We start from the raw sequence: 22189 nt of genomic DNA, 5'->3' as shown, positions 1-22189 counted from the left end.
ATTGCCGCGTTGCTCGTCGGTCACGATGCCTCGGCATCGCTCCCTCCTCGCGCCTCGCACTGGGCCAAAATCGGCTCCGTCAAGGCAACCCAAAATGGTCGAAAAACGCTCATGACCGGTTGGCTCCATCACCTGATCATCGCGCCGATCCTGCTGCCGCTGCTGGCCAGCGCGCTGATGCTCGCCTTCGACGAGCGGCGGCGCGTGCTGAAACGCTGGCTCAGCCTGGGGGCGTCGGCGCTGCTCATCCTCAACGCTGCGGCGCTGCTGTGGTTCACCAGCGACGCGGGCAGCGCGGGCGCGACGGGCCCCCATGTCTATCTGCTCGGCAACTGGCCGGCGCCGTTCGGGATCGTACTGGTGGTCGACCGCCTGTCGGCCACGATGCTGCTGCTCACCAACGTGCTCGGTTTCACCGGGCTCTTTTATGCGCTGGCGCGCTGGGACCGGTCGGGGCCGCGCTTTCACGCGCTGTTCCTGCTGTTGCTGATGGGGGTGAACGGCGCTTTCCTGACCGGCGACATCTTCAACCTCTTCGTCTTTTTCGAGGTGCTGCTCGCGGCATCCTACGGCCTGATCCTGCACGGATCGGGGACCGAGCGAACCAGCGCCAGCCTGCATTACATCACGATCAACATTGCCGCCTCGCTGCTGTTCCTGATCGGCGTGGCGCTGATCTATTCGGTCACCGGCACGCTCAACATGGCCGACCTCGCGACCCGCATCGCGGACACTCCGTCGGGCGACCTCGCGCTGCTGGAGGCGGGCGCGGCGATCCTGGGGGTCGCCTTTCTGGTCAAGGCAGGGGTCTGGCCGCTCAGCTTCTGGCTCCCGCGCACCTATGCCGCAGCGGCCCCGCCGGTCGCCGCCCTGTTCGCGATCATGACCAAAGTCGGCATCTACGTCATCCTCCGCCTCTCCTTCCTGCTGTTCGGCGAGGCGTCGGGCGACGCTGCGGGCTTCGCCAACGACGGGCTGCTCTATGCCGGCCTCGCCACCATGGCGTTCGGCATCATCGGCATCCTGTCCGCGCGCCAGCTCACACGCGTGGCAGGCCATTATGTGCTGGTCTCGTCGGGGACACTGCTCGCCGGGCTCGGCATCGGCGGCCAGCCGCTCGTCGCTGCGCTGCTTTTCTATCTGGTCAGCTCGACCCTCGCGATCGGCGCGCTCTACCTGATCATCGAGCCGGTCGAGCGCAACGCCGACGAGGAGGATATGATCGCCGGTATCGCCGAACCCGTGTTCGACGACGAATATGTCGGCGCGATCGAGGAAGAGGAGGATGAAACGGGCGTCGTCATTCCGGGCACGATCGCGATCCTCGGCGGCGGCTTCATCTTCTGCGCGCTGCTGCTCGCAGGACTGCCGCCGCTGTCGGGCTTCATCGCCAAATTCGCGATCATCGACGCGCTGCTGCGCGCGGGCGGCGTCGGGCCGATGAACTGGACGCTGATCGGGCTGATCATCGTCTCCGGCCTCGCGACGATGATCGTGATGACGCGCGCCGGCATCGACCTGTTGTGGACGCCGGCGGAGGACGCGCCGGCGCGCCTCAGCCTCGTCGAGGTCGCGCCGATCGGGCTGCTGCTGGCGGTCTGCCTAGCGCTGATGCTGGGGGCGGGGCCGGTGATGGCCTATCTCGAGGCGGCATCGGCGGCGCTGCACGATCCGGCCGGTTATGTCGCCGCTGTGGGCAATGCGGCCGCGGGGGCGCAGCCGTGAAGCGCTTCGTTCCTTTCCCGCTGCTCGCGCTGGCGCTGTTCGCGATGTGGATATTGCTGACCGGCTTTTCGCCCGGACACGTCCTGCTCGGCGCGCTCGTCGCCCTCATCGTGTCGCGGTCGATGCTGTCGCTGCAAGTGGAGCCGCCGCGCGTCCGGATCGGCTGGGCCGTGGTCCGACTTTCCGGTATCGTTCTGGCCGACATCGTCCGCTCGAACATCGCGGTGGCCAAGATCATCCTCGTCAATCCGCCCGACCGCCATTCGGATTTCATCGAGTTGCCGACACAATTGCGCAGCCCCTATGCGCTCGCCGTGCTCGCCCTCATCATCACCGCGACGCCGGGGTCGCTGTGGGTTCAGCATGACGCGAACCGCCACGTCATCCTGATCCATGTCCTCGATCTCGTCGACGAAGCGGAATGGACCGAACTGATCCGGGACCGCTATGAACGGCTGCTGATGGAGATATTCGAATGACGTCGCTGATGCTGGCGCTGGCGATCACCGCCTCGCAGATATTGCTCGGCCTGGCGATGGCATGCGCCGCCTTCCGGATGCTCCGCGGCCCGCGTGCGCAGGACCGGGTGCTGGGGCTCGACACCCTCTATCTGACGGCCATGCTACTGCTCCTGACCTATGGCATCCAGACCGGGCGCACCCTCTATTTCGAGGCGGCGCTGGTCATCGCGCTGCTGGGCTTCGTCGGCACCGTCGCGCTCGGCAAATTCCTGATGCGGGGGGAGGTCATCGAATGATCCAGGCCCCCGACCTGCCGACCTGGGCCGCGATCATCATCGCCCTTCTGGTGCTGGGCGGCAGCATCCTGACGCTGGTGGGCGCGCTCGGTCTGATCCGTCTGCCGACCTTCTATGCCCGCGTCCACGCCACGACGCTCGGCGCGACCGCCGGCATGGCGGCGATCCTCCTCGCCTCCATGCTGTGCTTCTCGGTCCTCCAGACCCGGCCCGTGGTCCATGAAATCCTGATCGCGCTGTTCGTTACGCTGACGACGCCGGTCACGCTCATCCTGCTCGCCCGCGCCGCCATTTATCGCGACCGGAGCGAAAATGCGGCGCAGGTTCCGGACGCGCAGGGCGCAAAGGCGGAGGGTTAGGATCCAGTCAGTTCATGGATCGCCTACATCCGCCGGTGACTGCGCATCGCGAAGCTGGAGGTGATGCGCGAGACGCCGGGCAGGCGCGAGAGGATGTCGCGGTGGAACGCGCCGTAGTCGTCGATCCCGGCGATCTGGACGCGCAGGATATAGTCGCCGTCGCCGGTCATCAGATACCATTCCTGGATTTCGGGATGGCGGCGCAGCGCGGCCTCGAAACGGACGAGATATTCCTCGGTCTGCCGCTCCAGTTCGATCTGGACGATCGCGATCGTCCCCTCGTCGGGTGCGGCGCCCGAGACGATCGCGGTATAACCGCGAATCACGCCCGATTGTTCGAGAAGGCGCACGCGCCGCAGGCAGGCCGACGGCGACAGGCCGACCTCGGCGGCGAGCGCGCTGTTGGTGATCCGCGCGTGGAGGCGAAGGCGAGTCAGGATTCGCCGGTCGGCATCGTCGAGCGCTTGCATGCACAAAATTCCAATCTTTCGCAGATTATATCTAAAATTGCGCGATAATAGCACGGTCCATATATCAAAATGGCGAAATATTGAGGATAATATTCGCTATCTCTCGCCTCGGAGAGAGATATGGAGCCGTCACTTCGCGTCGCAGCCTGTTCGAGCCGACTCGGCATCGACCTCGATGCCCTGCGTGCCAACTACCGGGCGATCGCCGAGCGCGTCGCACCGGCGCGTTGCGGCGCGGTCGTCAAGGCCAATGCTTATGGCCTCGGCGTGGCGCGGGTCGGCGCCGCACTCTATCGCGAAGGCTGCCGCGATTTCTTCGTCGCCCAGCTCTGCGAGGTGGGGCCACTGGCGCGGGTCGTCGGTTCCGATGCCGCGATCGTCATTCTCAACGGCCTCGATCCCGAAAGCGAGGCGGTGTGCGCCGCTGTCGGCGCCATCCCGGTACTGAATTCGCTATTGCAGGTCGCGCGCTGGCGCGCCCATGCGCGCGCGCTCGGTCGTCCGCTTCCCGCTGCCCTGCAGGTCGACAGCGGCATGTCGCGCCTCGGTCTGCCGCCGGGCGATGCCGTCGCGCTCGCCGCCGACCCCGTATTGCCCCGCGAGCTCGACCTTCGGCTGCTGATGACCCATCTCGCCTGCGCCGACGAACCCGGGCGCGCCGCAAACGGCGATCAGCTTGCGGCGTTTCGTGCGGTCGCCGCGCATTTTCCGGACGTGCCCGCCTCGATCGCCAACAGCGGCGGCGTCTTCCTGCCGGCCGATTTCCACGCCGATCTCGCTCGTCCCGGCGTCGCGTTGTTCGGGGTCGATCCGGGACCCAATGCGCAAGGATTATGCCCCGTTGTCCGGCTCGACGCCCGCGTGCTCCAGATCCGCACCATCGAGGCGGGGACGGGGGTCGGTTATGGCCTCGATCATATCGCGCCTGCGCCGCAACGGCTTGCGACGATCGCGCTCGGCTATGCCGACGGCTGGCCACGCTGCCTGGGCGGCGGCGGGGCCGCCTGGCATCGCGGCGCACGGTTGCCGATCGTCGGGCGCGTATCGATGGACAGCCTGACCGTCGACATCGGTGCGCTGGCCGAAAATGATCTCGCCGAGGGCGATTTCGTCGAACTGCTCGGTCCGTCGCAATCGCTCGCCGGCGTCGCGCGCGATGCCGGCACCATCGCCTATGAAATATTGACGCGGCTCGGCGCGCGACATGCGCGCATCCATGTCGAGAACGGCATCGCCGACGCCGTCCTGCCGGGGGAAAATCCATGAAGGTCATCGTTCTGGGCGCCGGCGTCGTCGGCGTCACCTCGGCCTGGTATCTCGCCGAGGCGGGGCACGAAGTCGTGCTGGTCGATCGCCAGCCGGGGCCGGCGCTCGAAACCAGCTTCGCCAATGCGGGCGAGATCTCGCCGGGCTATGCCTCGCCCTGGGCGGCGCCCGGCATCCCGACGAAGGCGCTGCGCTGGCTGTTCATGAAGCATGCGCCGCTGATCATCGAACCGCGGCCCGACATGGCGATGCTGCGCTGGACGCTCGCGATGCTGCGCAACTGTACCGCGGCGCGCTATGCGCTCAACAAGAGCCGCATGGTGCGGCTCGCCGAATATAGCCGCGACGAGCTGATCGCGCTGCGCGGCCAGCTCGGTCTCGACTATGACCAACGCTCGCAGGGCACGCTGCAGCTCTTCCGTACCCAGAAACAGCTCGATGCGAGCGCGAGCGACATCGCGGTGCTGCGCGATTATGGCGTGCCCTATGAACTGCTCGACCGCGACGGCTGCGTCGGCGCCGAGCCCGGCCTCGCCGCCACGCGCGACCGCTTCCTCGGCGGGCTGCGCCTGCCGCACGACGAGACCGGCGACTGCCATATCTTCACCAACAAGCTCGCCGCGCTGTTGCCCCCAAAGGGGGTTAAGCTGCGCTACGATACGCGGGTCGACGGGTTCGAGATGGAGGGCGACCGCATCGCCGCGGTCCAAACCGACGCGGGCGCGCTGCGCGGCGATGCCTATCTGGTCGCGCTCGGCAGCTATTCGCCCGCGCTGCTGCGGCCGTTGGGGCTGCGCCTCCCCATCTATCCGGTGAAGGGCTATTCGATCACGCTGCCTGTCGCCGACGCGGGCCGGGCGCCGGTTTCGACGCTGCTCGACGAAAGCTACAAGATCGCGATCACCCGGCTCGGCGACCGCATCCGCGTCGGCGGCATGGCGGAATTGTCGGGATTCAACCGCGCGCTCCCGACACGGCGCGAGGGCACGTTGCGCCATTCGCTGAACGACCTGTTTCCCGGCGCCGCCGACAATGAGGCGCCCTCGAATTTCTGGAGCGGATTGCGTCCAATGACGCCAGACAGCACGCCGATCGTCGGGGCGACGCCGATTTCCAACCTGTTCCTCAACGCGGGGCATGGCACTTTGGGCTGGACGATGGCATGCGGCTCCGGCCGCCTGATCGCCAGCCTCATCGGCGGGGAGGCGCCGCCGATCGACCCCGAGGGTCTGGGCCCGGACCGCTATTCGCACTGAACCACCAAGGAGAGACTGACATGAGTATCGAGCGCCTTCATTCGGGCCCGCGCATGAGCCAGGCCGTGATCCACAACGGCATCGTCCACCTCGCCGGCCAGGTCGGGGCGCCGGGCGAGGACGCGACCGCGCAGACGCGCTCAGTGCTGGCACAGGTCGACAGCCTGCTCGCCGAGGCCGGGACCGACAAGTCGCGCCTGCTGACCGCGACGATCTGGCTCGCCGACATGGCCGATTTCGGAGCGATGAACGCGGTGTGGGAAGAGTGGATCGGCGGCGCCAACGCCCCGACCCGCGCGACCGGCGAAGTCCGCCTCGCGACCCCGGATTACAAGGTCGAGGTGATCGTCACCGCGGCCCTGACCTGACGCGCACCCCGCAACCGCTGTCGAGCTAGGAAAGGGGCTTCCCGCTTCGGTGTCGGCCGGGGTCATCGCCCTGCCTGCCCAGCCGGAACAGCGCTTCAACTCAGCAACGGTTCGAGAGCCTCCCATTCGCGCTCGACCGCGCGGCGACCCGCGTCGATCGCCGCGCGAATCTTCGCGGGATCGAATTCGAGCGTCTCGCTATATTCCTCCTCGGGCTCGATGATCCGGATCGGCGCGAAGCGATAGCGTGCGATCTGGATATCGAGCGGACGGAGGATGCGCGCGGCCTGCGCCGCGCCGATGCCTTCGGCCTGCAGCGTGCGAAGCTGCGCCTCTCGCGCTGCGATCAGGTCGTTGATCAGCGCTGCGCCGGCCAGATCGTTTGCCGACACCTCGGATTGCAGGATATCGACCGCGCGCAGCCCGATCTCGATGAGATTGCCATAGGTTCGGACCCGTCCGGGTCTCGGCGCCGGCGAAGCGCGCACCGCGATCACGCCGCGCGGGTTCATCTCGAGCGCAGCGCTGAGCGGCGTCACGTCGCGCACCCCGCCGTCCACCCATTGCTCCTCAGTCCCATCGCGCGCGCGGGTCTTCAGGGGATCGAAGAAGAGCGGCATCGCGCAGCTTGCATAGACCCAATTGTGGATGCCGGGCACGCTTTCGTCGATGCTGCGATAGGTACCGGTGCCGAGGTTGACGACGCCAAGCAACAGCTTGCGGCCGCTCGCCGCCAGCTTCTCCGCATCGGCGAAGCCTTTGAGCAAGCGCTTCAGCGGCGCGGCGTCATAGATCGCATCCTCGCCGAGGAGGCCACCGATGACGCCCAGCGGCCGCTCCTTGTAGATCGAGCCATTGCCCTTGATCCCGAGCCACGCGTCGAGCAGGCCGGGCACATCGTCTTGCGCCACGCCCAGCGCCTGGATCGCGCCGGTCGAGACGCCCGCGACGATATCGACGGAAACCCCGCGGTTGACGATCAGTTCATGGACGGCACCGACCTGGAAGGCGCCCTTTGCGCCGCCACCGCTCAACACGATCGCGAGACCACCTGCCATGTCGGCTCTCCTTCGGAACAAAGGACAGTCTACAGGAGATCGGTCGCCGAGTCTGGTTCGTTCGGTCTGCCGCGAAGGGGCAGCGCGACCATCGCCGGGGCGAACGTGAGCGAGGCAACGAACGCGCCTACCAAGGCCAGCAGCACCGTGATTGCCATCGCGGAGAAGCTTCTCCCCTCGACCCGGTGAAAATGAGCAGCGGTACGAACACGAGGAAGACGATCGCCTGTCCGTGGATAGTCGGCCTGATCATCTCGCGCGAGGCTCCGAATACCTCGTGCGACCGCTCGTCCAAGAGGAGCAATCGGCCTTCATGATGCTGTCGTTCGGCCAATCGCGTGAGACAATTTTCGATGATGATGATGATGATCGAACCGTTCACGCCGGGTAATATCGCCGACATCCGCATCGCTATCCCGCGCTATCCCGCTGCTCGGCTCGGTGGCGCCGCCAAAGCGCCTGCTCGCCGACAAAGCCTATGATGCGGACAGCCTGCGCAAATGGCTCACCGCAAGGCTGAGCCAAAGCAGCCCTACTGAGTTCGCGAGGACGAGATCAGAACGGCGTAAGCATAGTTCCGAATGTCATCAGCGCTAGCAGACCGACGGGGATGAGAACCAGGAGCGAGGAAATGTCTTCGCCGGCCCTTGCAATGCTTTCCTCCTGCAGGAGAATGGTGGCCGACCTCGCCACCGCGGTTGGGAATGTATCAGCGGTGGGCGCCCTGGCGAACGGGCTTTCGTCAACGGCAAGGTCACGATCGAGGGACGCAACAGAGATAGACATATTCTCTTTCTTTCAAGACGACAGGTATATCGGCATGCAAGTAGGGCGCGGCGGCGCCACGCATTTTGATGACAATAAGGACATGCGGGGGAAGTCAGCCGAAAAACCACAAGAGCGCGGCACTCGCTGTGACGATCGGAAGAATCGGGAAAAGCGACAGCGCCGCGCTCGACACGTTGGGCTTGTCACCGTGGTCGTGATGGAAAGCTGCCAGATGTTTCGACAATTGGTCGTCGGCTATTATTATGGCCTTGTCGATCAGTGGAACGGTCGGGAAAATCTCGATAAGCCGCGCCAATTCCGATGGGGCAAGCCGGGGATAGCGAGCGAGCAGACGTTCCGCTTCCTGTGTCTGTTGCGACGCGCCGCGGATACGGGAATAGGTTTGGGTTGCCATTGCTAAAACTCCATTGTCCAGCAACCGGGACCGCACGAATACGGACCGGTCCGGGTAGGGTAGGGATTTGCCTTGCATCGGGGATCGACCGAACGCGGCCATCGTGAGCGGCGATTCATTCCAGGATGCCTTGCTCCGGACGCAGCCTGGCAGGCGCGCGTCCGGCTAGACGCCGATCAGCAGTCGTCCACCGTTCCAGAAATGGGCATAATCAGACATGACGCACTATAGATGGCAACGCAGGAATTATTTTCAAGTCCTTGGATAGACATTGTGCGATGCGGACAGCTACTTAGGCCGCTAGATCTTCGAGGAAGCAAAGCGAACACTCGTTGCGCGGGTCGGTTCGCAAATACCGGCTTTCGACGCGGAGTCGGATTGCTCCGGTTCGTCCGCTCAGCGTTCGCCGCCGCGCCCCGTCCCCGCCGAAAGAGTGCCAGGATCATAACTGTCCGGGTAACGTCGCCCAGGCTGGGATATGGTGGCGGGGTATCCTCACGGAGCACGCGCTCTGCGTCGTGCTGGCTCGTCGATAGAGGGTATTGCGACCGTCGCCTTGCCCGCCATGATCAATGTGGCACAGATGGCTTTTTAATCAAGCCCTTCGCGCAACGCCCGCAAGCCGGTTATAGGCGCTTTTCCATCTAATTCGCGATCGCGCTTAATTGCGCGTTTCGCAAGCGAATCCATCTATTCGGGGTTCGATGAATATGGTTGGAGGCCCGAGCCGGAATCGAACCGGCGTATACGGATTTGCAGTCCGCTGCGTCACCACTCCGCCATCGGGCCTCAGGTCCCCGCTCCGGCCGAGCGAAGGCGGCGGGCGGGTCGGTGCGAGGCGCGGCTAGTGAAGGGCTTTGGCGGCCTTGTCAAGGATTCGCCGGAACGCTGCCGACTATCGCGCGATGCGGGGTTGGCGGCGCGCGGTCGCGCCGCTATGCGCTGCGGCGGCGGGAAAGCGATGCTGTATTATTATTGCAATACAGCATCGCTTCGGCTAGACAGCCCCCGCGAGGCACGAAACTCCAGGAACCGGATGGCATCCATGGCAACCCGAATGAATGAAATCAGCGCGGCCGAAATGCGCGCGGCGATGATCGACAGCCAGCTTCGCACCAATGACGTGATCGACCCCGCGGTGGTGGCCGCAATGGGCGCCGAGCCGCGCGAGGCGCATGTGCCCGCGGCGCTCGCGAGCGTCGCCTATATGGACCGCGCGATCGACCTCGGCGGCGGCCGCTGGCTCAGCCCGCCGCTCGTCACCGGCCGCCTGCTCGTCGCCGCGGCGGTCCGCCCCGGCGCGCGCGTGCTGCTGATCGGCGCCGCCACCGGCTATACCGCCGCGCTGCTCGCGCGCCTCGGCGCCGCGGTGGTCGCTCTCGAGGAACGCAGCGACCTGATCGCGGCAGCGCGGCAGGCCGGCCCCGACGGCGCCGTCACTTGGGTCGAGGGTTCGTTCGCCGAAGGCGCGCCGCAGGCCGCGCCCTTCGACCGCATCCTGATCGAGGGCGCGATCGAGCAGCTTCCACAGGCGATCGTCGACCAGCTCGTCGAGGGCGGCCGGCTCGTCGCCGCGCGCCGCGACGGCGCGGTCTCGCGCCTCGTCCAGGGGGTGAAGGCCGGCGGCACCGTCGCGCTACGCCCCTTCGCCGACATGGACGTCCCGCCGCTCCCCGGCTTCGCCGCGCCGCCGGGCTTTCGCTTCTGACGGCGCCTCTCCCCTCCGTTTCAGGCTGACCCGCACATGACGACTTCCCGGAAGACCCCGCTCCTTCTTCGCCGCCATCGCTGGCTCGCCGGGCTGGCGCTGGGCGCGTTGGCACTGCCGTCCGCCGGGCTGGCCGAAACGCTGCAGGGAGCGCTCGCCAAGGCCTATGAGAACAACCCGACGCTGACCGCGGCGCGCGCCGGACAGCGCGCGAACGACGAGAATGTCCCGATCCAGAAAAGCTATGGCCTGCCGTCGCTCGGCGCGCAGGGCGACTATACGGAAAATCTGGTCAAGCCGGGCAACAGCTTTTCCTCGCCGACGCGGCTGATCAGCGCCGGCGGGCAATTTTCGGTCCCCATCTATCAGGGCGGCGCGGTGCGCAACGCGGTAAAGGCCGCGAAATTCCGCGTCGAGGCGGGACAGGCCGATCTGCGCGCGACCGAGGCGAGCATCTTCGCGCAGGTCGTCGGCGCCTATATGGACGTGATCCGCGATCAGGCGATCGTCCAATTGAACCAGAAGAATGTCTCGGTACTGCGGACCAATCTGCAGGCGACCAGCGACCGGTTCGAGATCGGCGACCTGACCCGCACCGACGTCGCCCAGTCGGAGGCGCGGCTCGCGCTGGCCGAGGGTGACCTGCGCACCGCCGAAGCCGGCCTGATCGCCAGCCGCGAATCCTATATCCGCCTCGTCGGCGAGGCGCCGGTCGATCTGCAGCCGCCGCCGCAACTCCCCAATCTGCCGGCGAGCACCGAGGATGCGGTCGCGATCGCGCTGACCGACAATCCCGATATCGAGGCCGCCGACCAGCGGCTCGGCGCCGCGCGCGCCGACATCGGCACCGCCCGCTCCGCACGTATGCCCAAGCTCGACGGTACGGTCAGCGGCAGCTACACCAATTTCCTCGGCTCGCTGTCGAGCGAGGTTCCCGGCGTCGGCGTGTCGCAGACGACGAAGAGCGCCGCCGCCGGCCTCACCCTGACCTTGCCGCTCTTCCAGGGCGGCCGCCCCTCGGCGCAGGTGCGCCAAGCGCAGGCGCTGACCAGCCAGGCAATCGAAAATTATGTCGCGGTCGAACGCGACGTCATCGCCCAGACGCGCGGCGCCTATGCCGCGTGGCGCGCAAACGAACAGATCATCGCCGCGACCCAGCAGGCGGTCGGCGCCAATGCGCTGTCGCTCGAAGGCGTGCGCGCCGAGAACAGCGTCGGCACCCGCTCGATCCTCGACATATTGAACGCCGAGCAGGAATATCTGAACGCGCAGGTCCAGCTCGTTTCGGCGAAGCGCAACTCCTATGTCGCCGCCTTCTCGGTGCTCGCCGCGATGGGCAAGGCCGAGGCGCGCGATCTCGGCATCGAAGGCGGGCCGCTCTATGATCCCGCCGCCAATTACGAGCGGGTGAAGGGCCAGATCTGGGATTGGGCCGACGATCCGGCGCCGCAGCAGCAGACGACCTCGACCCGAAACGTCGCCGCCGCCGACGCGAGCGTGACGGGCGACAATCCCCTGATCGGCCCGGTCGATCCGGAACCCGCACAATAGGGCGCGGACAATAGGACTTGGCAAGCGCCGCCTCCCGCCGGTAGAAGATGGTTAACCGCGCCCACCCCCGGGCGCACCGAAGGGGGCCTGCATGGGCGACTTGTCGCGAGAGCCGTCGATGGAAGATATCTTGTCGTCGATCCGGCGCGTGATAGCGCGCGACGAAGCGCCGGGCAGCGCCCGCGAGCTGCCCGACGGCGATGATATTCTCGACCTGCAGGCCGAACAGGCACCGGAAGCCGACGCTGCCGAACCCGCCGAAGGCGAGGAACTGGTGTCGACCCGCAGCGCCGACGCCGCGCGCCAATCCCTCGAAGCGCTGAGCGCCGCCATCACCCCCGCATCCACCGCCTCTGCACCGCCCGCCGCGGGCGGCCGCACGATGGAAGAGGTAGTGATGGAAGCCTTGCGCCCGATGCTGAAGGACTGGCTCGACACGCATTTGCCCGACATGGTCGAGGCGATGGTCGCGAAGGAAATCAGCCGGATTACGGGACGGCGGCTGTAGCGATTCGCCCTGTCGCGCAGCGATAGGGAGAGGGATCGCCGCGAAGCTGCGGTGGGAGCCGCGAGCGTTTCACGCTTGAGCCCTTCTTCGGCGACCCCGGCGGCGTGCTATCTTACCACGACCTGCAAGGGTCGGTCATCCCGCCCAATCCTCCAGCAGATGGCGCGCGATCGCCAGCGAGGGCGGCGAGACGAAGGGCGCCCCCATGTCGCCGGCCAGCGCCGCGCGCACGCCGGCGCGGTCGACCCACATTGCCGCCTCGATCTCGGTCTCGTCGAGCGTCAGCGCGGGGTCGAGCGCCCGGGCGCGGCAGCCGATCATCAGCGACGAGGGGAAAGGCCAGGGCTGGCTTGCCACATAGGCGACGTCGGCGACGCGAATCCCCGCTTCCTCGAACAATTCGCGCGCGACCGCTTCCTCGAGCGATTCGCCGGGCTCGACGAAGCCGGCAAGGGCGGAGAAGAAGCCAGGGGGAAAGCCGGGCTGGCGCCCGACGAGCACGCGGTCTTCAAATTCGGCGAGCATGATGACGACCGGGTCGACGCGCGGGAAATGCTCGGCCCCGCAGGCGTCGCAGCGCCGCCCCCAGCCGCCGCGGAACAGCCCGGTCGGCGCGCCGCACACGGCACAGAAGCGATGCCGCACGTGCCAGTCGACGAGGCTGCGCACGCCGCCATAGAGCGCCGCTTCCTCGCCCGACAGCAGCGGCAGCAGCCGCATCACGGTGCGCGAGCGCGCATCGATGCGCTGTCCCGGCGCGGGTTCGCGGACGAAATGCGGCACCCCGGCCTCATCGATGCCGAGCAGCATCGGCGCGCGCGTGTCGGCGGGGTCGAACGGTTCCCAGTGCAGCCCGCCGCCCTCGCCAGGAACGAAGTCGATGCCGTCGAGCGCGAGGCACAGCGCGCGCGGATCGGCGACAACCGCCGCGAAGCGCTCCGCATCGACGCGTACCTGATCGGCGCGGTCGAGCCGCGCGCCCGTGAATCCCAGCGGCAAAGCCATCAGCGCATCACATCCTTGTAGAAGGCCTCGCCGAACTTGGCCTGAAAGGGCAGCACGTCGGCCGGCATATATTGGGTATAGCCGCCGACGCGATAGCCGCGCGCGCGGTCGACGAAGCCGATCGTGCCCGCCGCGCCGCCCCAGCCATAGACGCCCTCGCCGGTCGGCGAGCCCGCCAGCGACACGCGCCCGCCGGCGCCGAAGCCCTGTCCGTCGATCATGCTGCCCCTGGTCGCGACGCCTTCGGTCAGCAGGTTCGACATGGCGAGCCGCGCGGTTTCCGGTTTCATGATCCGCACCCCGCCGGTCTCGCCTTCCCCGAGCAGCATCGCGAGGAAACGGTCGTAGTCGCGCGCACTCGACACCAGCCCGCCGCCGCCATAGGGCATCGGCGGCTTGTCGAGATAGATGGAGCTTGTCCCCGGATCGATCGGCAGCAGCACGCCGCCCATCGGGAAATAATTGGTCGACAGCCGTCCCGCCTCGCTCGCCGGCACTTGGAAAAAGGTGCTGGTCATGCCGAGCGGGCCGAAGAGGCGCGTCTTCAGAAAGGCGTCGAACGCCTGTCCCGACACGACCTCGATCACCCGCCCCATCAGGTCGAGCCCGACCGAATAGCTCCAGCGCGTGCCCGGTTCGTAGACGAGCGGCAGCTCGGCGAGCCGGTCGGCGAAGGCGGCTAGGCTGGGCGCCGGGGTAATCGGCGGCATCCCCGGAATCGGCAGCCGGCTGACCTGTCCACCGATCAGCCCCGCCTTGTTATAGGCATCGCGCAGCGGCCCGGTCTGGATGATGTTATAGCCGAGCCCGGCGGTGTGGGTCAGAAGCTGCCGCACGGTGATCGGCGTCTTCGCCGGATGCACGGCGGTAATCGACCCGTCGGGGGTGTTTTGCACCGTCATCTTCGCGAAGGCGGGCAGAAAATCGGCGATCGGCTGGTCGAGGCCCATCTTGCCTTCCTCGATCAGCAGCATCGCCGCCATCGCGGTGATCGGCTTTGTCATCGAATAGAGCCGCCACAGCGTGTCGGGGCCGACCGGTTTCGCCGAATCCATCGCCTGCGTGCCGGCACCGAAGCTGAGCGGCGCTTCCTGTCCCTTGCCGATGCAGGCAAGGGTGCCGGCGAGCTCGCGGCGGTCGACGAAGCCCTTGATGAAGGCGTTGGTCGCCGGATAGAGCGTCGCGCCGTCGGCGCGGAAGGCGAACGCCGATCCCGGCAGAAAAGCCGCCGCGCCGCCGAGCGCCATGCCGCCGAGCAGCGCCCGGCGCGTCACCATCATGTTCATCCATCCGTCTCCCGCAGCCTGTCGATCAGCTTGCGATAGAGCGTCGGCAGCCCCGCCGCGTCAAGCGTCGAGAGCGGCCACCATTCGCCTTCCCCTGCGGCATCGGGGCCTTCGGGGGGCGTTTCGCCACGCACCAGCGTCAGCCGTAGGTCGAAATGGGTGAAGCCATGATCGACCTGTGCGATCCCCGACTCGCTCAATTCGGATTCGACCGGCGTCCCGCTCCATTCGCCGCCGGGCAGCGCGCGCATCCCGCCGAGCATGCCCTTTTCGGGCCGCCGGACGAGCCAGATGCACCCGTCGCGTTCGATCCAGTGCGCGACGCCATGGCGCTGCGGCTTCGCCTTCTTCGCGGGCTTGACCGGCAGCCGTTCGATATCGGCGCGTCCGCGCGCGCGGCAGTCTGCCATCACCGGGCAGATCGCGCAGGCGGGCGACCGCGGCGTGCAGATGCCCGCGCCCAGATCCATCAGCGCCTGCACGAAATCGCCGGGGCGGGCCGCCGGCACCAACGGCGCCAGCGCCGCCTTGATCCCGCGCTTGGCGGCGGGGAGCGGAGTTTCGATCAGCCGGTGGCGCGCGATCACCCGCTCGATATTGGCGTCGACCACCACAGCCGGCTGGCCGAAGGCGATCGCCGCGACCGCCGCCGCGGTATAGTCGCCGACCCCAGGCAGCGCGCGCAGCGCCGCCTCATTGTCCGGGAAGCGTCCGCCATGCTCGGCCACCACCGCGCGCGCGCAGGCGAGCAGGTTGCGGGCGCGGGCATAATAGCCGAGCCCAGCCCACGCCGCCATGACGTCGGCATCGTCGGCCGCCGCGAGGTCGGCGACCGTCGGCCAGCGCACCGTGAAGCGCTCGAAATAGCCCGCAACCGCCGCGACCGTCGTCTGCTGGAGCATGACCTCGGCCATCCAGACGCGATAGGGATCGGGCACTGCATTGCTGCCCGGCGGCACCCGCCACGGCAGCACCCGCGCGGACCGGTCGTACCAGTCGAGAATGCGCGCCGCGAACTCCTGTCGCGTGTCGATGGTGTCGGAAGTCTGGACGCTCACCCCCCGCCTATGGCATGGCGGCGCGCATGGCGAAAGCAGGGAGCGGAGAGACGCCCGCCCGCAAGGCGAAGGCGAAGACGGCGGCGAAGAAAAAGGCGCCCGCGCGTGCCTATGAACGCCCGCGTGGCGGCGAAGCACGCGCGATCGCCGACCTGGTGCCCGAAATCGGCCGCACCGCCTTTCGCAAATTCGGTTTCGTCCAGTCGTCGGTGGTCAGCCGCTGGCGCGAGATCGTCGGCGACAGGCTGGCCGACGTCACCCAGCCCGCGATGATCCGCTTTCCCGCGGGGCAGAAGGCGGGCGGCACGCTGCACCTGACGATCAGCGGCGCCCACGCGCCGATGCTCCAGCATGTCGCGCCCGACATCATCGCCGCGGTCAACCGCTTCTTCGGCTATGCCGCCATCGCCGGCGTGCGCATGACCCACGGCCAGATCGCGCGCGCCGCGCCCGTTCACCAGCCGGCCATGTTGAAACCCGTACCCGCCGAACTGGGGGACAGTCTGCGCGACATCGGCGACCCCGAGCTTCGTACCGTGCTCGAACGCATGGCGGCGGGGCTCGCGACACCGCCGAAGCTCCCTCGCATCAGTTGATGGAAAGACGATATCGCCCGATGGCACATTCCTCCGCCGGCCGCCTGTGGCGCCGAATCGCCACCGTTCTGCTGCCGCTCTTCGCGCTTTCGCTGCTCAGCGCCGCGGCCCCGGCCCAGCCGGCGGTGCACTGGTCGGCTGCCGTCGGCGAAAGCGGCATCGGCGCCTATAGCGTCGGCAACCCGCAGGCGAAGGTGAAGCTGGTCGAATATTTCAGCTATACCTGCTCGCATTGCGCCGAATTCGCAAAGGAATCGGCCGTGCCGCTCAAGGCCCAATATGTCGACAAGGGGCTGGTGCTTGTCGAATATCGCAACCTGGTCCGCGATCCCGTCGACATGACCGCCGCGATGCTCGCGCGCTGCGGCGGCGCCAAGGCCTTCGCCGCCAACCATCAGGCCATCTTCGCCGCGCAGCCGACCTGGCTCGGCAAGGCCGCGAAGATGAGCAAGGAGCAGCAGGCGCCCTGGTATCAGGGCTCGCTAGCCGACCGGACGCAGCGTATCGCCGCCGACGTCGGGCTCGATACGCTGATGCGCGGGCGCGGCTATTCGGCGGCGCAGATCGACGCCTGCCTTGCGAGCAGTGTCGCCGAGGCGGAGCTGATGGGGATGACCAGCATCGGTATCAACGCCGACCGCGTCGCGGGCACGCCGACCTTCTTCGTCAACGGCAAGCGCGCCGCGGCCGGCCATTGGGCCGAACTGAAACCGATCCTCGACGCCGCGCTCAAGTAAATCTAAAGAGCGATCCTCGTCACGATGAAACGGAGAATGAAGTGAAGACCCTGCCCGCCCTGCGTTTCGCCCTCCTGTCCTCGCTCGGCGCCCTCGCGCTGGCCGCCTGCGGCGACAGCAAGACCGACCCTGCCGAGCAGCAGGCGGTGATCGCCAAGGTCGCGCCGCCCGCGGGCAAGATCTGGTCGGATGTCGTCGCCGTCACCCCTGAGGGCGGCCACGTCATGGGCAACCCCGAAGCGCCGATCAAGATCGTCGAGTTCGCTTCGCTGACCTGCTCGCACTGCGCCGACTTCTCCATCGAAAGCCATGACGAGTTGAAGCGCGATTTCATCGATACCGGCCGTGTCAGCCTGGAACTGCGCAATTTCGTGCGCGACGGCCTCGACATCACCGCCGCGGCGATCACCCATTGCGCGCCGCCGGAACGCTATTTCCCCCTGACCCAGAGCACCTTCGCCGGACAGGCGCAGATCTTCGAAGCGGCGCAGGCCGATCCGCAGGGCTATGAGGCCGCGATGAAATCGCCGCCCGCCGTCCGCTTCCAGCAACTCGCCAAGGCGATGAAGCTCGACCAGTTCTTCCAGTCGCGCGGCATGACCGCCGATCAGGTCAATAGCTGCCTCGCCAATGTCGACGCGATCCAGAAGCTGGAGGACACAACCAGCGCCGCGACCCAGCAATACAACGTCCAGGGCACGCCGACCTTCCTGATCAACGGCCAGGTCGCCGAAGGCATCGCCACCTGGCCGCTGATGCGCGACCGCCTCCGCACCATGGGCGCGCGCTGATCCTCCCCTCCTCTTCGGAGGAGGGGCTTCCATCTCAACCCCCTTGCGACTCCCCGGCTCGCGCGGCATGACGGCGTTCTAGGGGGATATGTGACGCCGACGTTACGCAGCCTGCAATCCTATGATCTGCGCGAGGTGACCTCGTGCAGATAAAGCGGCTGCGCCTGACCGGTTTCAAGAGCTTCGTCGAACCCACCGAACTGCGCATCGAGCCGGGGCTGACCGGCGTCGTCGGCCCCAATGGCTGCGGCAAGTCGAACCTGCTCGAGGCGATCCGCTGGGTCATGGGCGAATCGAGCCCCAAGTCGATGCGCGGCGGCGGCATGGAGGATGTGATCTTCGCCGGCACCTCGTCGCGCCCGCCGCGCGACTTTGCCGAGGTTGCGATCCATTGCGATACCGAGGGCGCGGTCGTCGCCGGCCTGTCCGACGCGACCGAGGGGCACGAACTGGAAGTCATTCGCCGGATCGAGCGCGGCGCAGGATCGGCCTATCGCGCCAATGGCCGCGACGTGCGCGCGAAGGATGTCGCGCTGATCTTTGCCGATGCCGCGACCGGGGCGCACAGCCCCGCGCTGGTCAGCCAGGGCAAGATCGCCAATGTCATCGCCGCCAAGCCGACCGAGCGTCGTGCGATGCTGGAGGAAGCGGCGGGGATCGCCGGGCTGCACGTGCGCCGCAAGGATGCCGAACAGAAGCTGCGCGCGACCGAGACCAACCTCATCCGCCTGGGCGAGATCGTCGCCGACATGGAGGTGCGCGCCAATGCGCTGCGCCGCCAGGCCCGCGCCGCCGAGAAATATAAAAGGCTGAGCGATGAGATCCGCGTCGCCGAGGGGCGGCTGATCTATGCGCGATGGCGCGATGCCGCCGCCGCCGCCGATCAGGCGCGCCGCGACGCGGACGCCGCCGAGGCCGCAGTGAAGACCGCGCAGGCCGAGCTCGAAACCGTCTCGGCGGCGCAGGTCGAGGTCGCGACGCGCGTCGGCAGCGCGCGCGCCGAGGCGCAGGGGCGCCGCGACGCGCTGGCCGAGGCGACCGCCACCCTCGTCCGCCTGCAGGGCGAGGAACGAGCGGCGCGCCAGCGTCAGGGCGACCTCGCGGCGCAGCAGGCGCGGCTGACTGACGACCGCGCGCGCGAGGGCGAGCTGGCGCGCGAGGCGCATGGCGCGCTGACCGCGCTCGACGCCGAGAGCAAGGAACTGGCGCGGCAGGTCACGGCGCATGACGCCGGCAAGGCTGCGCTCGTCGAGGCGCATCAGGCGGCGCAGGCGCATCTTCGCGATGCCGAGGTCGCGCTCGCGCAGACGCGCGCGACGGCGGCGAGCGAGGCCGCCGACCGCCGCGTTGCGGTGGGCGCGCGCGACGGCGCCGAGGCGGCGGTGCGCCGGATCGAGGGCGAGCGCCAGCGCGTCGAGGCCGAGGTCGCCGCACTCGGTGACAGCGTCGCGCTCGCCACAACGGTCGCCGAAAACGCGGACGCCGCGCAGCGCGCCGAAGCCGCGATCGGAACCGCCGAAACCGCGCTGTCTGACGCCGAAGCCGACCGCGAGGCCGCCACCGCCGAACTCGCCACCCTCGACGCCGCGCTCGCCGAGGCGCGCGCCGCGCTCGCGGCGCTCGAAGGCGAGGCGGCGACGCTCGACCGAGCGCTCGCCGCCTCGCGCAACGACGCCGCGCGCATCCTCGACCGCATCCGCGTTCGCCCCGGCTACGAAGCCGCGCTCGCCGCCGCGCTCGGCGACGATCTCGACGCCGGCACCGAGGCCGATGCGGCGCGAAGCTGGCTCGGCGCCGAGGCGCGCGCCGACGATCCGCCGCTTCCGCCCAGCACCCGAGCCCTCGCCGAGGTCGCCGAGGCGCCAGCCGCGCTCGCCCGCCGCCTCACGCAGGTGGCAGTCGCCGACTGCGACACCGGCCAGCCGCTCGCGGTCGGCCAGCGGCTCGTCACCTTGAGCGGCGTGATGCGGCGCTGGGACGGCTTCGTCACCCGCGGCGACGGCGCGACGGCGAGCGAGCGGCTGACCCGCCAGAACCGCCTCGACGCGCTCGCCGCGCAGCGCCCGCAGGTCGAACTGGGGGTGCAGGAACTCCGCGACCGGCGCGCGGCGATGGCCGCGACCCTCGCCGCACGCACCGAGGCGGCGGCGGCGGCGCGCAAGCGGCTCGCCGAAGCCGACGAGGCGCGCCGCACCGCGCTGCGCGCCGCCGACCAGGCGCAGGCCGCGCTCGACCGGCACCGCGACGCGGCGGCGCTGTTCGACCGCCGCCGCGAAGAGATCGCCGCCGCCGCCGGCGACGCCGCCGAACAGCTCGCCGCGCACGAGGCCGCGCTCGACGCGCTGCCCGACGAGGCGATCGCCCGCGCCGCGCTCGACGCCGGCGAGCAGGCGGCCGACCGTGCCCGCACGGGCGCGACCGACGCGCAGGGTGCGCTCGCCGCGCACGAACGCAGCCTCGCCGCGCTCAGCGAGCGGCAGGCGGTCGTCGGCGCCGAGATCAGGAGCTGGAAAGCCCGCGCCGGCGAGGCGGCGCGGCGCGTCACCGACATGGACAAGCGCGCCGAAGCGCTTGCCGCCGAGGCCGCGAAGCTCGCCGGCCTGCCCGACAAGCTTGCTGCCGAGCGCGCCGCCGCCGAGGCGCAGCAGGCGGCGCTGCGCGAGCAGGTCGCCGCAGCCGAGACCCGCGAGCGCGAGGCCGAGGCGGCGTTGCGCGAGGCCGAGGCGGCGCTCACCGCGATCCGCGAGCGCGTTGCCGCCGCGCGGGAAACCCGCGCCGGTGCGGTCGCGCGCTCTGAAAATGCCGAACTGCGCCGGGTCGAAATGGGCCGCCTGTCGGGCGAGCGCTTCGAATGCCCGCCGCCGCTGCTGCCGCAAAAGGCGGGCTTCGAGAGCGACAGCGTCAGCGACGCCGCTGCGGAATCGGCTTCGCACGACCGACTGATCGCCGAGCGTGAGCGGCTCGGCCCGGTCAATCTGGTCGCCGCCGATGAACTCGCCGAACTCGACGGCGAGCGCGAACGGAACGCGGCCGAGATCGACGAACTGCAGCAGGCGGTAAACCGGCTGCGCGGGTCGATCGGCAATCTCAATCGCGAAGGCCGCGTCCGGTTGCTCGCCGCCTTCGAGACGGTCAACACCCATTTCCAGCGCCTGTTCACGACCCTGTTCAACGGCGGGCAGGCGCATCTGGAACTCGTCGATTCGGACGATCCGCTCGAGGCGGGGCTGGAGATCATGGCGCAGCCGCCGGGCAAGCGGCTCGGCACGCTGACTCTGCTGTCGGGCGGCGAGCAGGCGCTGACCGCGGTGGCGCTGATCTTCGGCCTGTTCCTGACCAACCCAGCGCCGATCTGCGTCCTCGACGAGGTCGACGCGCCGCTCGACGATGCCAATATCGAACGCTTCTGCGACCTCCTCGACCGGATGAGCCGCGAGACGAACACCCGCTATCTGATCGTCACCCACAATGCGGTGACGATGGCGCGCATGCACCGCCTGTTCGGGGTGACGATGATCGAAAAGGGCATCAGCCGCCTGGTCTCGGTCGACCTCGGCGGCGCGGAAGAACTGCTCGCGGCGGAATAATCAGGCGCTGCCCACCACCAGCATCGCGGCGAAGACCAGCAATCCCGCGAAGCGGTTGCTGCGGAACTTGGCAAGCGCATCGGCGTCGTTCGCGGAGTCGAGCGTCGCGACCTGCCCGGTCAGGTGCAGCGCCGCGGGCAGCAGCGCGATGAGCACCAGTGGGTCGGGCCGCACGCTCCACAGCGCCCCGGCCCACAGCGCCAGCGCGACGCCGTAGCAGAGCGCCACGCCGCCGCGGACATGGCGCCCCATGGCCCGCGCGCTCGACTTGACGCCGACGAGCGCGTCATCCTCGATATCCTGCAGCGCATAGATGGTGTCATAGCCGATCACCCAGGCGATCGACCCGGCATAGAGCAGGGGCAGCGCCAGACCCTGCCCGCCGTCGACCGCGATCCAGCCGACGAGCGCGCCCCAACTGAACACCAGGCCGAGCCACGCCTGCGGCCACCAGGTGATGCGCTTCATGAACGGATAGGCGGCGACGAGCGCGAGGCTGGCGAGCGCGATGACTTGCGCGGGCAGGGGAAGTTGCAGGAGCACGACCAGTCCGAGGAGCGACAGCAGCAGCACCCACAGCAGCGCATTGCGCACCGGCACCGCGCCGCTCGCCACCGGCCGCAACGCGGTGCGCGCGACCCTGGCGTCGAGATCGCGGTCGACAATGTCGTTATAGACGCACCCCGCGCCGCGCATGACGATCGCGCCGAGCAGCATCCAGAAGAAGAGCGGCCAATGGCTCCGCGCCCCGCCGCCAAGCGCCAGCCCCCAGGCGCAGGGCCAATAAAGCAGCCACCAGCCGATCGGCCGGTCGAAGCGCGCGAGCAGCGCATAGGGACGCAGGCCCGCGGGCAGCAGCGCGAGAAAGCCCTGATGCTGACTGTCGGGAGGGTGGGTCGCCGTCATCGCCCGCGCGATAG

22 protein-coding genes and 1 tRNA gene are annotated in these 22189 nt (G+C 68.4%); 15 read left to right on the top strand and 8 right to left on the bottom strand.

The annotated features are described in order from the left end of the window. Positions 1-111: 111 nt before the first annotated feature. From FHR21_RS04640 to mnhG, 4 genes are read left to right on the top strand one after another with little or no spacing between them, the layout of a single operon-like run. A complete protein-coding gene (locus FHR21_RS04640) occupies positions 112-1725 on the top strand; it encodes a monovalent cation/H+ antiporter subunit D (RefSeq protein WP_184095825.1) in 1614 nt (537 codons plus the stop codon). Then, positions 1722-2204: a Na+/H+ antiporter subunit E gene (locus FHR21_RS04635; protein WP_184095823.1), complete on the top strand. Its 483-nt coding sequence runs from the start codon at positions 1722-1724 to the stop codon at positions 2202-2204. The genes FHR21_RS04640 and FHR21_RS04635 overlap by 4 nt, the downstream gene beginning before the upstream one ends. Then, entirely contained in the window at positions 2201-2482 is a 282-nt protein-coding gene (locus tag FHR21_RS04630) for a K+/H+ antiporter subunit F (RefSeq protein ID WP_184095821.1), read from the top strand. Before FHR21_RS04635 ends, FHR21_RS04630 begins: the two co-directional genes overlap by 4 nt. Continuing rightward, positions 2479-2841, top strand: coding sequence for a monovalent cation/H(+) antiporter subunit G (mnhG, locus tag FHR21_RS04625; RefSeq protein ID WP_184095819.1), 363 nt, complete (start codon positions 2479-2481; stop codon positions 2839-2841). Before FHR21_RS04630 ends, mnhG begins: the two co-directional genes overlap by 4 nt. Positions 2842-2864: 23 nt before the next feature. Here mnhG and FHR21_RS04620 read toward each other — a convergent pair whose 3' ends face one another. After that, positions 2865-3311, bottom strand: a complete 447-nt coding sequence (locus FHR21_RS04620) for an Lrp/AsnC family transcriptional regulator (protein ID WP_184095817.1) — start codon at positions 3309-3311, stop codon at positions 2865-2867. Positions 3312-3431: 120 nt separating this feature from the next. On the opposite strand from FHR21_RS04620, the gene alr reads away from it, so the two are divergent. Genes alr through FHR21_RS04605 form a run of 3 tightly spaced genes read left to right on the top strand, consistent with a single transcriptional unit; the run spans position 3432 to position 6201 of the window. Next, positions 3432-4577 (top strand): alanine racemase, encoded by a 1146-nt coding sequence (gene alr / locus FHR21_RS04615; protein ID WP_184095815.1) that lies wholly within the window; start codon positions 3432-3434, stop codon positions 4575-4577. Next, positions 4574-5833, top strand: a complete 1260-nt coding sequence (locus tag FHR21_RS04610; RefSeq protein WP_184095813.1) for a D-amino acid dehydrogenase — start codon at positions 4574-4576, stop codon at positions 5831-5833. The genes alr and FHR21_RS04610 overlap by 4 nt, the downstream gene beginning before the upstream one ends. 20 nt (positions 5834-5853) lie before the next feature. After that, on the top strand, positions 5854-6201 hold the full coding sequence (locus FHR21_RS04605) for a RidA family protein (protein WP_184095811.1): 348 nt from the start codon (positions 5854-5856) through the stop codon (positions 6199-6201). A 95-nt stretch (positions 6202-6296) separates the two neighbouring features. On the opposite strand, the gene FHR21_RS04600 is transcribed toward FHR21_RS04605, so the two are convergent. Then, the gene (locus FHR21_RS04600; RefSeq protein WP_184095809.1) at positions 6297-7259 is read right to left on the bottom strand and encodes a patatin-like phospholipase family protein; all 963 of its coding nucleotides are present in this window, start codon (positions 7257-7259) and stop codon (positions 6297-6299) included. 359 nt (positions 7260-7618) lie between these two features. On the opposite strand from FHR21_RS04600, the gene FHR21_RS21035 reads away from it, so the two are divergent. Next, positions 7619-7741 carry a hypothetical protein gene (locus FHR21_RS21035; RefSeq protein ID WP_276569249.1) on the top strand — a complete coding sequence of 41 codons (123 nt, stop codon included), beginning with the start codon at positions 7619-7621 and terminating at the stop codon, positions 7739-7741. A 398-nt stretch (positions 7742-8139) separates the two neighbouring features. Here FHR21_RS21035 and FHR21_RS04585 read toward each other — a convergent pair whose 3' ends face one another. Beyond that, positions 8140-8442, bottom strand: a complete 303-nt coding sequence (locus FHR21_RS04585) for a hypothetical protein (RefSeq protein ID WP_184095807.1) — start codon at positions 8440-8442, stop codon at positions 8140-8142. A 715-nt stretch (positions 8443-9157) separates the two neighbouring features. Next, a tRNA-Cys gene (locus tag FHR21_RS04580) sits at positions 9158-9231 on the bottom strand. A gap of 268 nt (positions 9232-9499) precedes the next feature. Here FHR21_RS04580 and FHR21_RS04575 point away from each other — a divergent pair. From FHR21_RS04575 to FHR21_RS04565, 3 genes are all read left to right on the top strand, one after another. Continuing rightward, on the top strand, positions 9500-10150 hold the full coding sequence (locus FHR21_RS04575; RefSeq protein ID WP_246427061.1) for a protein-L-isoaspartate O-methyltransferase family protein: 651 nt from the start codon (positions 9500-9502) through the stop codon (positions 10148-10150). Between the two features lie 36 nt (positions 10151-10186). Continuing rightward, entirely contained in the window at positions 10187-11701 is a 1515-nt protein-coding gene (locus tag FHR21_RS04570) for a TolC family outer membrane protein (protein WP_184095803.1), read from the top strand. Positions 11702-11792: 91 nt separating this feature from the next. Then, positions 11793-12209 (top strand): DUF2497 domain-containing protein, encoded by a 417-nt coding sequence (locus FHR21_RS04565; RefSeq protein WP_184095802.1) that lies wholly within the window; start codon positions 11793-11795, stop codon positions 12207-12209. Positions 12210-12344: 135 nt separating this feature from the next. Here the strand turns inward: FHR21_RS04565 and nudC are convergent, their stop codons facing one another. Genes nudC through FHR21_RS04550 form a run of 3 tightly spaced genes read right to left on the bottom strand, consistent with a single transcriptional unit; the run spans position 12345 to position 15558 of the window. Then, positions 12345-13214 (bottom strand): NAD(+) diphosphatase, encoded by an 870-nt coding sequence (nudC, locus tag FHR21_RS04560; RefSeq protein WP_184095800.1) that lies wholly within the window; start codon positions 13212-13214, stop codon positions 12345-12347. Further along, the gene (locus tag FHR21_RS04555; protein WP_184095797.1) at positions 13214-14500 is read right to left on the bottom strand and encodes a serine hydrolase domain-containing protein; all 1287 of its coding nucleotides are present in this window, start codon (positions 14498-14500) and stop codon (positions 13214-13216) included. The genes nudC and FHR21_RS04555 overlap by 1 nt, the downstream gene beginning before the upstream one ends. Continuing rightward, on the bottom strand, positions 14497-15558 hold the full coding sequence (locus FHR21_RS04550; RefSeq protein WP_338113063.1) for an A/G-specific adenine glycosylase: 1062 nt from the start codon (positions 15556-15558) through the stop codon (positions 14497-14499). The genes FHR21_RS04555 and FHR21_RS04550 overlap by 4 nt, the downstream gene beginning before the upstream one ends. Before the next feature lie 26 nt (positions 15559-15584). On the opposite strand from FHR21_RS04550, the gene FHR21_RS04545 reads away from it, so the two are divergent. From FHR21_RS04545 to smc, 4 genes are all read left to right on the top strand, one after another. After that, positions 15585-16154, top strand: a complete 570-nt coding sequence (locus tag FHR21_RS04545) for a DUF721 domain-containing protein (RefSeq protein ID WP_184095795.1) — start codon at positions 15585-15587, stop codon at positions 16152-16154. A 20-nt stretch (positions 16155-16174) separates the two neighbouring features. Continuing rightward, a complete protein-coding gene (locus FHR21_RS04540; protein WP_184095793.1) occupies positions 16175-16891 on the top strand; it encodes a thioredoxin domain-containing protein in 717 nt (238 codons plus the stop codon). A 41-nt stretch (positions 16892-16932) separates the two neighbouring features. Continuing rightward, positions 16933-17682, top strand: a complete 750-nt coding sequence (locus FHR21_RS04535) for a thioredoxin domain-containing protein (protein ID WP_184095791.1) — start codon at positions 16933-16935, stop codon at positions 17680-17682. A 143-nt stretch (positions 17683-17825) separates the two neighbouring features. Further along, positions 17826-21269, top strand: a complete 3444-nt coding sequence (gene smc / locus FHR21_RS04530; protein WP_184095789.1) for a chromosome segregation protein SMC — start codon at positions 17826-17828, stop codon at positions 21267-21269. Here the strand turns inward: smc and ubiA are convergent, their stop codons facing one another. Continuing rightward, positions 21270-22175: a 4-hydroxybenzoate octaprenyltransferase gene (gene ubiA / locus FHR21_RS04525; RefSeq protein WP_184095786.1), complete on the bottom strand. Its 906-nt coding sequence runs from the start codon at positions 22173-22175 to the stop codon at positions 21270-21272. Positions 22176-22189 lie beyond the last annotated feature (14 nt).

It is taken from the genome of Sphingopyxis panaciterrulae (assembly GCF_014199295.1).
Lineage (GTDB): Bacteria > Pseudomonadota > Alphaproteobacteria > Sphingomonadales > Sphingomonadaceae > Sphingopyxis > Sphingopyxis panaciterrulae.
The sequence above is the reverse complement of the archived record's forward strand: the minus strand, read 5'-3'. Positions and strand labels throughout refer to the sequence as shown.

Excerpts from the sequence above, each read along its gene's own strand:
- FHR21_RS04600 (WP_184095809.1), bottom strand. The coding sequence starts at position 7,259 with ATGGCAGGTGGTCTCGCGATCGTGTTGAGCGGTGGCGGCGCAAAGGGC.
- alr (WP_184095815.1), top strand. The coding sequence starts at position 3,432 with ATGGAGCCGTCACTTCGCGTCGCAGCCTGTTCGAGCCGACTCGGCATC.
- FHR21_RS04545 (WP_184095795.1), top strand. The coding sequence starts at position 15,585 with ATGGCGAAAGCAGGGAGCGGAGAGACGCCCGCCCGCAAGGCGAAGGCG.
- FHR21_RS04575 (WP_246427061.1), top strand. The coding sequence starts at position 9,500 with ATGAATGAAATCAGCGCGGCCGAAATGCGCGCGGCGATGATCGACAGC.
- FHR21_RS04630 (WP_184095821.1), top strand. The coding sequence starts at position 2,201 with ATGACGTCGCTGATGCTGGCGCTGGCGATCACCGCCTCGCAGATATTG.
- FHR21_RS04610 (WP_184095813.1), top strand. The coding sequence starts at position 4,574 with ATGAAGGTCATCGTTCTGGGCGCCGGCGTCGTCGGCGTCACCTCGGCC.
- FHR21_RS21035 (WP_276569249.1), top strand. The coding sequence starts at position 7,619 with ATGATGATGATCGAACCGTTCACGCCGGGTAATATCGCCGACATCCGC.
- FHR21_RS04605 (WP_184095811.1), top strand. The coding sequence starts at position 5,854 with ATGAGTATCGAGCGCCTTCATTCGGGCCCGCGCATGAGCCAGGCCGTG.
- nudC (WP_184095800.1), bottom strand. The coding sequence starts at position 13,214 with ATGGCTTTGCCGCTGGGATTCACGGGCGCGCGGCTCGACCGCGCCGAT.
- ubiA (WP_184095786.1), bottom strand. The coding sequence starts at position 22,175 with ATGACGGCGACCCACCCTCCCGACAGTCAGCATCAGGGCTTTCTCGCG.
- FHR21_RS04565 (WP_184095802.1), top strand. The coding sequence starts at position 11,793 with ATGGGCGACTTGTCGCGAGAGCCGTCGATGGAAGATATCTTGTCGTCG.
- FHR21_RS04540 (WP_184095793.1), top strand. The coding sequence starts at position 16,175 with ATGGCACATTCCTCCGCCGGCCGCCTGTGGCGCCGAATCGCCACCGTT.
- FHR21_RS04570 (WP_184095803.1), top strand. The coding sequence starts at position 10,187 with ATGACGACTTCCCGGAAGACCCCGCTCCTTCTTCGCCGCCATCGCTGG.
- FHR21_RS04620 (WP_184095817.1), bottom strand. The coding sequence starts at position 3,311 with ATGCAAGCGCTCGACGATGCCGACCGGCGAATCCTGACTCGCCTTCGC.
- mnhG (WP_184095819.1), top strand. The coding sequence starts at position 2,479 with ATGATCCAGGCCCCCGACCTGCCGACCTGGGCCGCGATCATCATCGCC.
- FHR21_RS04585 (WP_184095807.1), bottom strand. The coding sequence starts at position 8,442 with ATGGCAACCCAAACCTATTCCCGTATCCGCGGCGCGTCGCAACAGACA.
- FHR21_RS04555 (WP_184095797.1), bottom strand. The coding sequence starts at position 14,500 with ATGAACATGATGGTGACGCGCCGGGCGCTGCTCGGCGGCATGGCGCTC.
- FHR21_RS04640 (WP_184095825.1), top strand. The coding sequence starts at position 112 with ATGACCGGTTGGCTCCATCACCTGATCATCGCGCCGATCCTGCTGCCG.